General features: G+C 68.1%; 6 protein-coding genes and 2 pseudogenes. 4 read left to right on the forward strand and 4 right to left on the reverse strand.

Features of this window, described 5'->3' with window-relative positions:
* Positions 1-19 precede the first annotated feature (19 nt).
* A complete protein-coding gene (locus tag IU514_RS16595) occupies positions 20-502 on the forward strand; it encodes a hypothetical protein (RefSeq protein WP_194932253.1) in 483 nt (160 codons plus the stop codon).
* A 1-nt stretch (position 503) separates the two neighbouring features.
* Here the strand turns inward: IU514_RS16595 and hrpA are convergent, their stop codons facing one another.
* Positions 504-4,565, reverse strand: coding sequence for an ATP-dependent RNA helicase HrpA (gene hrpA / locus IU514_RS16600; RefSeq protein ID WP_194932309.1), 4,062 nt, complete (start codon positions 4,563-4,565; stop codon positions 504-506).
* Positions 4,566-4,657: 92 nt separating this feature from the next.
* Here hrpA and IU514_RS16605 point away from each other — a divergent pair, with 92 nt between their 5' ends.
* The 3 genes from IU514_RS16605 (at position 4,658) to IU514_RS16615 (ending at position 7,646) form a co-directional block, all read left to right on the forward strand.
* Complete coding sequence (locus IU514_RS16605) at positions 4,658-5,194, forward strand: Dps family protein (RefSeq protein WP_386760719.1); 537 nt, start codon at positions 4,658-4,660, stop codon at positions 5,192-5,194.
* A gap of 130 nt (positions 5,195-5,324) precedes the next feature.
* Positions 5,325-7,142 carry a DNA helicase RecQ gene (gene recQ, locus IU514_RS16610; protein WP_194932255.1) on the forward strand — a complete coding sequence of 606 codons (1,818 nt, stop codon included), beginning with the start codon at positions 5,325-5,327 and terminating at the stop codon, positions 7,140-7,142.
* Positions 7,143-7,331: 189 nt separating this feature from the next.
* Positions 7,332-7,646 carry a PilZ domain-containing protein gene (locus IU514_RS16615; RefSeq protein ID WP_194932256.1) on the forward strand — a complete coding sequence of 105 codons (315 nt, stop codon included), beginning with the start codon at positions 7,332-7,334 and terminating at the stop codon, positions 7,644-7,646.
* A 19-nt stretch (positions 7,647-7,665) separates the two neighbouring features.
* On the opposite strand, the gene IU514_RS16620 is transcribed toward IU514_RS16615, so the two are convergent.
* From IU514_RS16620 to IU514_RS16625, 3 genes and pseudogenes are all read right to left on the reverse strand, one after another.
* A complete protein-coding gene (locus IU514_RS16620) occupies positions 7,666-8,253 on the reverse strand; it encodes a DUF4019 domain-containing protein (protein WP_194932257.1) in 588 nt (195 codons plus the stop codon).
* 10 nt (positions 8,254-8,263) lie between these two features.
* Positions 8,264-9,019: pseudogene (locus tag IU514_RS19300) on the reverse strand (YadA-like family protein); the annotation flags it as partial.
* Between the two features lie 378 nt (positions 9,020-9,397).
* A pseudogene (locus IU514_RS16625) lies at positions 9,398-12,733 on the reverse strand (ESPR-type extended signal peptide-containing protein); the annotation flags it as partial.
* Positions 12,734-12,812 lie beyond the last annotated feature (79 nt).

Here is a 12,812-nt window from a genome sequence, read left to right on the forward strand (position 1 = left end):
GCCCACGGATCCCCCTTCCATGCCCAAGCGCTCCCGCATTACCGCACTGTCCCTCGCCCTGTTCGCCGCCGCGGTCCAGATGCCCGCGATGGCCGAGAAGCCTTATGTCGCACTGGAAAAGCGGCTGAGCGCCGAGCAGTTGCACGCGACCGGCCTCGACACGCTGTCCACCGAGCAACTCGCACTGCTGAACCGCCTGCTGAGCGATGAGCAGGTGGCACGCGATACGCAAAAAGCCCGCGACAGTGCCGGGCTGCGCGAGAAGCGCGACGCCGCCACCGAATCGTTCACCGCGACCGTCAAGGGCGACAGCCGTGGCTGGTCGACCGGCGACGTGGTGACGCTGGACAACGGCCAGCGCTGGCGCGTCATCGACGGCGAGCTGTACCTGGGCAAGTCGGTCAGCCAACCCAAGGTGACGGTCTCGCCGGGTGCGTTCGGCTCCTGGTACCTGCAGGTCGAAGGCCAGACGCCGAAACTGAAGGTTCAGCGCGTGCCCTGAGTCAGCGGCGCAACGATTGCAGTCGTTGCGCCAGCTTCTTCGGCGACACGCCGCCGCGCGTTCCCAGTTCCTGCGCGAACAACGACACGCGCAGTTCCTCCAGGTCCCAACGCAATGCCTGCCACTCGGGCGCATCGGCCTCGCCTTCCTCGTACGCGCGCAGCAGCGCGTCGACGAAGGGCTTCAGCTCCAGCATGCGGGCCTGGTCGCGCACCGGGTCGCGCAATGCACGTTCGCCGCGTAATGCCAGCGCCTTGAGGTAGCGCGGGTACTCGCGCAGCACGTCGCCCGACACGCTGCGCAGGAACCCCGGCGGCGTCAGCGACGCGAGGTGCGCGCGCATGTCGTCGAGGTTGCCGCTGGCCCAGCCCATCAGCGGCGATTCCAGCTTGGCGCGCGCCTCCGCCACCGCAGCGAGGATGGTTTCCGCCTGCTTCAGCCGCTCCATGGCTTCCGCGAAGACTTGCCTGGAGACGGCGTCGCGACGTGCGGCAAACGCATCGGCGTCGCGGATATCGTCGAGTCCTTCGCCGGTGAGCGATGCAAACGCTCCGTCGACGAGGTCTGCACGCAGGCGATCGCCTTCCTTCAGCGTCGCACCGTCCTCACCGCGTGCGCGTGGCGCTGCCGATTCGATCGAGGCATACAGCAAACCCGTCTTCGGCGTCACCGGCAGTTGCTTGCGCGCCTGCTTGAGCTTGTCGGCCAGTGCGATCGCCAGCAACCGCCGCACGCCGCGCGGGTGCTCGCGCCGGGCCACGTCGCGCTCGGCATGCACGCGCAGCGAAACGCTCGCGCCATCGTCGTGCAGCGCCGGATACGCCGGTACGCCACCTGCGCCCGCCACCGAGGCAGGGATCGGCGTTTCCGGAAACGCGGTCAATTGCTGCTGCGCCAGGCCTTCGGCCGCACGTGCCGCGAATGCGGCAGCGGCGCGTTCGCCGAAGCGGCGGCGCAGGTCGTCGAGATCACGCGACTCCGCCAGCACCTGGCCGCCGCCCTTCCCCGCTGCATCGAGCAGGCGCAGGTTCATGCGCAGGTGCGGCTCCAGCGAGGGCTCATCGAAGTCGGTTGCCGACACCGCCACGCCGGTGAGCTTGTGCAGGAAGCGCGCCAGCTCGCCGGAAAAACTGTCGGCGCTGGGCTGCGAATGGGCTTCGTGGAAGGCGCGCGCGAAGTCCGGTGCCGGCACGAAGTTGCGGCGCAGCGTCTTCGGCAGCGTCTTGATCAGCGCCGCGGCCTTGTCCGCGGCAAAACCCGGCGCCAGCCACGACAGCCGCGTCGGATCCAGCGCATTGAGCAGGTGCAGCGGTACCGCGAGCGTCATGCCGTCGTCAGGCGAGCCGGGCTCGAAGCGGTACTTCACGGCCAGGCGCGAATTGCCGAGCGCGAGGTACGGCGGGAACCGCACCGCATCGCTTTCGTCGCCGGCCATCAGGTCGGACAGCGACCATTCCAGCGCTGCCTTTTCGGCGGCGCCGAGCTTGCCGTACCAGGCATCCAGCGCCTGCGTGTTGTGGACATGCGCAGGCAACCGGTCGAGGTACCACTGCGCCATCCAGTCCTCGTCGGAGACCAGGCCGCCGCGGCGTTGCTTGGCCTCCTCCTCACGCGCCTTCGCCAGCGTGGCGAGGTTGCGCGGCAGGAACGCGCAGCGCGTGTTGATCTCGCCGGTCACCAGCGCATCGCGTGCGAAGATCGCGCGGCTCTCCTCGGGGAACAACGCGCCGTAATGCACCGGCCGCTTCGGCGCGAGCACCAGCCCGAACAGGCTGATCTGCTCGCTGCCGATGACGCGCCCCTGTGAGCGCGACCAGCGTGGATCGTGCTGGCGCCGCGCCAGAAGGTGCGACAGTTCGGAGATCGCCCAGTCGGGCTCGATCGAGGCGTTGGTCAACGACCAGACACGCTCGGTGTCGAGCAGCGTCGCCGACAGCACCCACGGCGGCGGCTTCTTCGACAGCGGCGAGCCCGGGAACAACTGGAACTTGCGGCCGCGCGGGCCGTCGTACAGCCCGCGTTCGCCGCGGAAGCCGATCTGCGTCGGCAAACCGGCCATCAGCGCGCGATGGAGCTGCGCGTAGGCGGCCTGGTCGAACTCGGAAGCTTGTGGCTCCTGTGCAACCTGCTGCTCCTGTGTCGTGCGCGGCTGACGTGCTCGACGGGACGCTGCGGGCTTCGGATCGCCGGCAGACGCCTCACCGCCTCGCTGGCCCGTCCACCCCAGCTCCTCGGCCATCAACTTGAGCTGGCGATGCAGTTCGCGCCATTCGCGCATGCGCAGGAAGCCGAGGAAATGCTTCTCGCACCAGCCGCGCAGCTTCGACTGGGTGAGTTCCTCGTGTGCGCTCTGGTAGGCGTCCCACAGCTTGAGGATGCCGACGAACTCCGAACGCGGATCGGCGAACTGCGCATGCGCGTTGTCGGCGGCGGCACGCTGGTCGGCCGGCCGTTCGCGCGGATCCTGGATTCCTAGGAACGAAGCCACGACCAGCATCTCGCGCAGCACGCCGTGGTGCTGCGCCGCGACCAGCATGCGTCCCAGCTTCACGTCGACCGGCAGGCGCGCCATCAGCTTGCCGGTGGGGGTGAGCTTGCGCCGGCTGTCATCGGTGCCGGCGTCGACCGCACCGAGTTCGGCCAGTTGCTGCCAGCCGTCGGCGATCGCACGTGGATCCGGCGGTTCGAGGAACGGGAAATCCTCGATTCCGCCGAGTCCCAGCGACAACATCCGCAGGATCACGCCTGCCAGCGCGGCACGGCGGATTTCCGGATCGGTGTAGCGCGGGCGTGAGTCGAAATCGGCCTCGGAATACAACCGGTAGCAGGTGCCCTCGCTGATGCGGCCGCAGCGGCCCTTGCGCTGGTCGGCGCTGGCCTGGCTCACCGGCTCGATGTGCAGGCGGTCGAGCTTTCCGCGCGGACTGTAGCGCTTCACGCGCGCCAGTCCGGGATCGACGACGTAGCGGATGCGCGGCACCGTCAGCGACGTTTCCGCGACGTTGGTGGCCAGCACGATCCGCCGCTTAGGGCCGGGGTTGAACACACGGTCCTGGTCGCGCACCGACAGCCGCGCGTACAGCGGCAGCACTTCGGTCTCGCGGTACTTGCGGCGCTCCAGCGCCAGGTGGGCATCGCGGATTTCGCGCTCGCCCGGCAGGAAGATCAACACGTCGCCGCGCGGGTCCTCCCTGGTGATCTCGTCGCAGGCAGACACGATGCCTTCGTTGACGGTGCGGTCGCCATCGTCCTCCCCCTCGCCCTCCAAGGGCCGATAACGCACCGACACCGGATAGCCGCGACCCTCCACGTTCACCACCGGCGCATCGCCGAAGTGCGCGGAGAATCGCTCGGTATCGATCGTGGCCGAGGTCACGATGACCTTCAGGTCCTTGCGCTTGACCAGCAGCTGCTTGAGGTAGCCCAGCAGGAAGTCGATGTTGAGGCTGCGTTCGTGTGCCTCGTCGATCAGCAGCGTGTCGTACTGCGACAGCCAGCGGTCCGACTGGATCTCGGCCAGCAGGATGCCGTCGGTCATGAACTTCACCGCGGTCTGCTCGCCAACGTTCTCGGTGAAACGCACCTGGTAGCCGACGGCGGCGCCGAGCGGCGTCTGCAGCTCCTCGGCGACGCGACGGGCAACCGCTCGCGCGGCGATGCGGCGCGGCTGGGTGCAGCCGATCATGCCCGCCGCACCGCGGCCGGCGGCGAGGCAGAGCTTGGGCAACTGGGTGGTCTTGCCCGAACCGGTTTCGCCGGCGATGACCACCACCGGGTGTGCGCGGATCAGTTCTACGATGCGCTGCGCTTCCGCCGCAATCGGCAAAGCCGGATCGACCTCGGCCTTGGGCAGCGCCAGCGCGCGCGCCTCGCGTTGCGCGACCGAGGCCGCCAGTGCCTGCGCGAACGCGTCGCGGGCGCGGCCATCGCCGGGCTTGCCGCTCCAGCGCGACCACAGGCCGTGCAGCCGCCCACGGTCGCGGCTCAGCGCGCCATCGATGGCGCGCCGGGCCTGGCGTAACGCATTGCTGACATCGTCCTGCCTAGACTGCGCCGGATCCATTGATTTCATCGATCGCACTGCAAGCTAAAAACCATTTCACACCGCGGGCGGCAATGCCTATTGTCACCGCAATACCCCCCAGGGAGATGCCCGTGGCAAAACAGAAGACCGCCAAGACCAGCAGCCCCAAGGCCCCGGCCGGGAACGCCTCGCCCGCCATCGATATCGGGATCAGCGGCAGCGACCGCAAGAAGATCGCCGAAGGGCTGTCGCGCTTCCTGTCCGACAGCTTCACGCTGTACCTGAAGACCCACAACTTCCACTGGAACATCACCGGCCCGATGTTCAACAGCCTGCACGTGATGTTCGAGGCGCAGTACACCGAACAGTGGAACGCGCTGGACGAGACCGCCGAACGCATCCGCGCACTGGGCTACAACGCACCGGGTTCGTACGCGGAGTTCATCCGGCTGAGCTCGATCCCCGAGGAACCGGGCCTCACCGAGACCCTGGACTGGCGCGAGATGGTACGCCAGCTGACGGTCGGCAACGAAGCCGTGGCGCGCACCGCGCGCAAGGTCCTCAAGATCGCCGACGATGCTGGCGACGATCCGACCGTGGACCTGATGACCCAGCGCCTGCAGACCCACGAGAAGTACGCCTGGATGCTGCGCTCGCTGCTGGAGTAACCCAAAGGAGCGGATTGCCCCCCTCTCCCGCGCGCGGGAGAGGGTCGGGTGAGGGTGAATGCGGCAACCGCCCTCCGGCAGTTCAGGTATTTCCGGCAGCCCCGGCCCTCGCCACCGGTAAACTAGGCGCATGTCAGACGCTGCCCTTGATTTGCTCCGCCGGATTTTCGGCCACACCGGATTCCGCGGCGAACAGGCGCAGATCGTCGAACACGTCACCGGCGGTGGCGACGCCCTCGTATTGATGCCCACCGGCGGCGGCAAGTCGCTGTGCTACCAGCTCCCCGCCCTGCTGCGCGATGGCTGCGGCCTCGTGGTCTCGCCGCTGATCGCGCTGATGCAGGATCAGGTGGAAGCGCTGCGCCAGCTCGGCGTGCGCGCGGCCTACCTCAATTCGACACTCGACGCGTCCGCGGCAGCGGAGGTGGAGCGACAGCTGCTCGCCGGCGAATTCGACCTGCTCTACGTCGCCCCCGAGCGCCTGCTGACCGGCCGCTTCCTGTCTCTACTCGAACGCGCGCGCATCGCGCTGTTCGCGATCGACGAAGCCCACTGCGTCTCCCAATGGGGCCACGATTTCCGCCCGGAGTACCGCCAGCTCACCGTGCTGCACGAGCGCTGGCCGGACATTCCTCGCATCGCCCTGACCGCCACCGCCGACGCGCCGACCCGGCGTGAGATCGCCGAACGGCTGGCGCTGGAGGATGCACGCCAGTTCGTCAGCTCGTTCGACCGCCCGAACCTGCGCTACCGCGTCGTGCACAAGGACGGTGGAGGCGTGCGCCAGTTGCTGGATTTCCTGGCGAGCCATCGCGGCGAGAGCGGCATCGTCTATGCGTTCTCGCGCAAGCGCGTCGAGTCCGTCGCCGAGCAACTGCAGATCGCCGGCATCGATGCATTGCCCTACCACGCCGGCATGGAGGCCTCGCTGCGCGCGGCCAACCAGCGCCGCTTCCTGCAGCAGGACGGCATCGTGATGGTCGCGACGATCGCCTTCGGCATGGGCATCGACAAGCCCGACGTGCGCTTCGTCGCGCATGTCGACCTGCCCAAGTCGATCGAAGGCTATTACCAGGAAACCGGACGTGCCGGACGCGATGGCGCGGCCTCCGAGGTCTGGCTGAGCTACGGACTCGGCGACGTGGTCAACCTGCGCCAGCTGATCCAGCAGGGCGAGGCCGGCGAGGAGCGCAAGCGCCTGGAACTCGGCAAGCTCGACGCCCTGCTCGGCTACTGCGAATCCACGCAGTGCCGGCGCCAGGCGCTGCTTGGCTGGTTCGGTGAACCGCATCCCGGCGCCTGCGGCAACTGCGACAACTGCCTCGAACCTCCACGCAGTTGGGACGGCACCGAGGCCGCGCGCAAGGCGCTGTCCTGCGTGTACCGCACCGGCCAGCGTTTCGGCGCCGGACATCTTATCGACGTGCTGCGCGGCGTCGCCACCGACAAGGCGAAGCAGTACGGGCACGAGCGCCTGAGCACCTGGTCCATCGGTGCTGACCTGGACGAGCGGCAATGGCGCGGCGTGTTCCGCCAACTGGTTGCGGGCGGATTGCTGGAGGCGGACGTCGAGCACCACGGTGCGCTGCGACTGACCGCGCTGAGCGGCCCGGTGCTGCGTGGCGAACGCTCGCTGATGTTCCGCGCCGAAGCGCCCAAGGCGCCACGCGGCCGCAAATCCCGCGGCAGCGTGTCGGCCGGCGCGGCGATTGAGTTGGACATGGACTCTCAGATCCGCTTCGACGCGTTGCGGCAATGGCGCGCGGCCACTGCGCGCGAGCAAAACGTGCCGGCCTACGTGATCTTCCACGACAGCACGCTGCGTGCGATCGCCGAGGCAGCGCCGGACGACCTGGATGAACTGGCGCGGGTGCCCGGCATCGGCGCGAGCAAGCTGGACCGCTACGGCGACGCGGTGCTGCAGCACCTGTTCGACCACGTGCCCTGAACACCGCCGCATGGCTCAGGGATGAGGTGCACCCGTCGCCATCGCCGGCATTGGGACGCTGAGCCCATGTCCGGGGCCCTTCGCGCGCCCCGTTAGACCTGCCGTGCGGGAGCGTTTCCCGCGTGGCGTGATGCGTCGGCACGATTTTCTCCACGCATTAACGCGAAGCCACGGCACGAGCAACGGCCCATGAGCAAGGACACCGACCGACGCCGCAATCCCCGCCAGGACGTGTTGATGGCGGCGATGGTCACGCCCAACGGCGGGCAGCACGAGGCCACCATCCTGAACCTCTCCCGTGGCGGGGCGTGCGTCGCATTGCCCACCGACTGGATGCCCGGCGACGGTGCGCCGCTGAAACTGTTCTTCCAGAAGGACAACGATGAACCGATCATGGTCCACGCCCACGTCGCGCGCATCGCGGTGGACCACATGGGACTGTCGTTCGACCCGGGCCAAGGCACGCGCATCCGCGACCTGCTGGAGCTGACGCGGCCGCATTGATTGACCTGCGTGCCACCTATCAACGCAGGACGTAGCCTGCGAAGCGCCAGGTTCCGTCCTCGTCCTTGCGGAATGTCACCAGTTCGGTTCCGACGCGGTTGCCCGCGAACTGCACGATGGTTTCGACGCTGGCGTACTCGCCGGCTGGAACGTCGTCATTGCCGGGATTGCGCTGCCGGCGCACCACGCTCCACTCACGCGCCGAGACCGCGCCCAGCGGCTTGCGCGCAGCCTGCACGGCCGCGATGAATTCCTCACGCTTCACCTGCTTCTTCGCGACAGCGGAGGCGCCGTCCCAAAGTTGCGCGAGTTGGCCGGCGTCGATCAGCGCGATCGCCTGACCAGCCCAGCCGGCAATCGAGTTGGGATCGACGACAGCCGCCGCAGGCGGCACCCGTTGGGCCTGTGGCGAGGGCTGCGAAGGCTGCGCTTGACGGCTCTGTGCCGAAGCCGGTGCGGCGCCAAGCAAGCTCGCGACAAGCACGGCGGGAAGGACGATAGCTACTGCACGTTTCATGCGGTTCCAACCAGAAAAAAAGCCATCTTCGGTAATCGTGGATCCTCGCGGCCGGCCGGTGCCGGAGACCGGCCGGCCGGAGGACTTCACGCTCTGCTGCTTACAGGTCCACGCCGAAGCCGACGCCGGCGGACTGGTCGTCGCTGCTGAAGGCGCCGCCGATCGAGAACGACGCGCGTTCGCCGATCGCCTTCGAGTAACCGACCGACAGCGCGCTTTCGCCGTTCTGCCAGCCAGCACCGACACCGAGGCGGCCACGCTCGCTGCGCGTGTTCGCAGCGTTCATCGCCATGTTCATCATTGCGGCGTTCATTGCACCCTGGCGGTCGATGCGCTCGTCCTGCTTGCCCAGGCGCATGCCGATCTCGTTGCTGAGGCCGGTGAACTGGTCACTCAGCGCCTGGAAGCGGCCGTCGGTGTAGGTATTGGCACGCGTCAACGTCTGCGTCGCGGTGGTGTCGGTGTAGGCACGGGCCGTGGCCACGGCCTGCGCATCACCGGCCTGCATCTGGCCGACGTTGGCAGCATCGGTCGCAGAGGTGCCAGTGGCGACGTTGGTCACGCGGCGCTGCTGCGTCGCGCTGCCCACCGACACGGTGTTGGCCTGATCCGCCACCGAGCCCTGGCCGAGCGCAACCGCACCCTGCGCGGACACCGAGGCACCCTGTCCCACTGCCGTACCGCTGGCCGCGGTCACGCTGGCATCGGCACCGACCGCGACCGCGTTGGTCGCCGCTGCACTGATCGACGTATTGCTGCCGACCGCCGTGCTGCCGTCGGCATCGACGCGGGCGCCGGTGCCATAAGCCGTGTCGCGGCCGTCCTGCGCATGGCTGCCTTCACCAATCGCCAGGCCGGCACCATCGCCCATCGGCAGGCCCAGTCCCGGCGCCTGCTCGAGATTGAACACTCGCGTGGTCAGGCTGCCCAGAAGGCCATCGACGGCCGCGAACGCATCGCCCACGTTGCCGTAGGTGCTGCCCTGGATGGCATACGCAGGGCTTCCGAACAGGCCGTTGCCATAGGACTCGACGCCACCACCGAGGAGCGCCGCCACCGACGACAACTGCTCGAAGTTGACCGCCTGCAGCGCGCTGGTGCCGGCTTTGACGTTGTTCAGCACGGTGCCTTCGGCGCCACCCAGCGTGATCGCATCCTTGGTCGTCGAGTCGTCGTACTTGACCGCAGCGGCATCGAGCACGCCGACGTTACCGCCGACGGTGGCGATGGCGTCGTCCAGTTGTCCCTTGTTCACCGCGTCGGTCGCTTCCGTACCGGCCGCGACGTTGGTGATCTGGCGGTCGATGGCGGCGTGCACCACGCCGGCCGCATCGGTCCAGTTGTTGTCGGCACCGACCGACACCGTGTTGGCACGATCGGCCAGCGAGCCGGCACCGAGCACGACGCTGTTCGTCGCCCCCTTCGTGGTCCAGGCATTGGAACCCAGCACCGTCGAGTTCACGGCCTGCGCGTAGCTGTTGTAGCCCAACACGCTGGCACCGTCTTCGGTGGCCCATGCTTCCCCGCCAACCGCCGTCGTGAAATCGGCATTGGTGGCGCTCTGCAGGTCCTTGCCAGCCAGGCTGTGCGTGCCCAGGCCCGTCGCGTAGCGGGCGGTGCTGGTGCTGCCTGCACCGAGCGCCACGCCGAACGCACCGGTCGCTGCGGCCGAGGTGTACGCATCGAAGTTGCCGCCGATGGCGACCGTGGACTGACCGCTGGCCACGCTGGCCGCGCCGAGCGCGACGGAGTAGTGGGTCATCGCCTTGGCACCGTAACCCATCGCGGTCGAGTATCTGCCCCGGGCAACGGCATTGATGGCAGAGGCGCCGTAATCAGTAGCCAGGGAGCCGTTGCCCATCGCCACGGCGCCGACGTAGGCCTCGGTATTGATGCCGACGGCGATGCCGTAGGCGCCCGTGGTCTTGGCGTTGAAGCCGATCGCGACCGACACGCCGCCGTTCGCGCGCGCGTTCCAACCGGCGGCCACGCTCTGCCCGTTGCCGTAGGCACCCTGGCCGATGACGGTGGAGCCTGCATCGGACGCGGCCATGTAGCCGATGGCGATGTCGCGGAAGTTGCCTGCGGCCGCTCCGTAACCCTGGGCAATGCTGTAGTCGCCGACCGCGGTGGAGGTGTAGCCGAGCGCGACCGAGCCAGCCCCCAGCGCGAAACTCTGGCCGCCCATCGCCATCGACTGGTTACCCAGCGCATTGCTCTGATAGCCGAACGTCACGCTCTGGCTGCCCACGGCGACGCTGCTGCTGCCGACGGCCGCGCTGTCGTCGCCGATGGCTGCGGCATTCACGCCGATCGCCGCGCTGTTGATGCCGATAGCGCCGTCGTTGGCCCAGTTGCCGCCGGCGGTACCGCCGTCATTGACGCTGGCGTAGTGAGAAGTTGCTTCCGCCTGCGCTGCCTGCAGCTGCGCGACGTTGACCGCATCAGTGGCTTGCGTGCCCGCGGCCACGCCGCTGACCTGCCGAGTGCTCTCGAACACGCCGTCGCCATTGGCATCGGCGCCGATGCTGACCGCGCCGAGCGTGCTGACCCAGGCGCTGCCGGTGTTCGTGGACGGCAAGCCCGTCGAAGGATCGAAACCGATCGCACCGGCGGCGGTGCTGGCCAGCGAGCCGCTGCCGATGGCGACACCGTCGGTGACGGTGACCTTTGCGTTGGTCCCCAGCGCCATCGCGCGGTCCTGGTTGGCCAGCGCGCCGTTGCCGATGGCGACAGTGTCGTCGACCGTCAGCGTCGTGATCAGCGGGTCGTCGTTGATGTCGATGATGCCGTCACCGTTGCTGTCGACCGGGACTGCGACGCCGCTGCCGGCGGCGCGGCCGAGAGCGATGTTGTCGTTGCCCGTAACATGCTGGCCGGCAAGCGTGCCTATGCCGACGTTGTCGTTGCCGAAGACATCGGAACCGGCGCCAGCGATGTCGTTCTTGTCAATCGCCCCCTGCGTCATCGCGCCGTCGCCGCCCATGGCGACGTTGCCAAAGCCGTCCACCTTCTGGCCCGCCTGCGCACCCACCGCGGCATTGTTGACGCTGTTGTTCAGCGTGCCATCCGGGGTGGCGAATTGACCCGCTTCATAGCCGATCGCGACCTGCTGGTCGCCAAGCGCCTTGGCTCGGGTACCCACTGCCGTGCCCACGCGGCCTGCAGCGGTATCGGTGCCGAGCGCAACGCCGCCATAGGACTCTTCACCGAAATTGGTGGAACCGAATGCGTTGGCGCTGGACAGGTATCCGATTGCAACCGAATACACGTAGGACGCCTTGGACTGCGAACCGATCGCGACATTGCCGAAGTCGCCCGGGTTGGCCAACTGGCCGGCCGTTGATGCGTAGCCCAGCGCGACGCTTTGTTGAGAGTACACACTCGCCCCCACACCGACTGCGGTGCCCTGGCCGACGAAATCCGCACCGCCAGCCGTGCTTGCAATGCGCCCGACGCGCGCACCCGCGCCCAACGCCGTGGACTCGTGGCCATTGACCGACGAGGAGTCACCCACGGCGGTGGTGCTGGTGCCATTGGCCTGGCTGAGCCCGCCAATGGCCACGCTCCAGGTGCCGAGGGCGCGGGTGGCCGAGCCGATCGCGATCGACTCATAGCCATTCGCCAGGCTCGACTGGCCCATGGCGACGCCGTTGGTGTTCGTCGCGGATGCGCCGTAGCCGACGGCCGAACTCTTGGTACCGGTGGCGGTCGTGTTGTAGCCCAACGCCGTGCTGCCCAGGCTCATTGCGAAGCTGTTGCCGCCGATCGCGGTGGCATAGTTGGCGAGCGTGTTGCTCTGGAAGCCGACCGCGGTGCTTTCCAGACCGAGCGAGGCGCTGCGAACGCCAAAGGCCATGCTGTTGTCATCGAGCGCAAACGCACCGTCTCCGATGCCGATCGCGCTGGTGCCGAGCGACGTCGCGCCGGTTCCGATCGCGATGGTGTTGATATTGGCCGCCGACGCCGCCGAGCCGATCGCGGTGGCATTGCCACCCGTGGCCGAGGTCACGTCATTGCCGATACTCATGTTGCCACTCGCGCCGCCACCCAGGTTGACGTGGCCGCTGTTGACGCTGAGCACGCCGCCCAGGCTGAGCGAGTTGGCGTCCGAGCCGCTACCGTAGAACAGTACGCGGCTGGTCTGAGTGGAGGCATCGGCGGTGCCGCAACGCACGGCATCGGATACCGGCGTCACCGCGGCGGTGCCGTCATCGTGCACGGCGACGCAGTCCGCGTCGGTGCCATCGCTGATATAGACGCCCTCGCCGGCCTTTGCGGCGCCCGATGACAGCATCAGTACCAGCGCAATCGCGAGGGGATGCCGGGCCAGCGATGCGCGTGCGGCTCCGGTCGTGCCGACGGTGTCGCTGCTGGCCAGTTCCGACGCCACGACCACCTGGCCGAGCGCCGCGTTCCAAACCTTGCTGTAGATCTTGTTCACGTAGTTTTCCTCTCGCGGATATCGGGCCCGGATGGCGCTCTGGCCAGTCGTCGGAAGCCCGTTTCCCCTGAAGTCAGCGACGCAACCGCCCGCTCCGGCGCCGATGGAGCCAGATGACAGGTGCATTGCTTCGCTGACGGCGGATTTCGAAGGCAGAGACCGAGGAGATACGCCTCCCCGGTCGACTCACCTGCCGTGCGGTGCG

The sequence above is a fragment of the Lysobacter niastensis genome, assembly GCF_015453285.1.
GTDB classification, from domain to species: domain Bacteria; phylum Pseudomonadota; class Gammaproteobacteria; order Xanthomonadales; family Xanthomonadaceae; genus Lysobacter_J; species Lysobacter_J niastensis.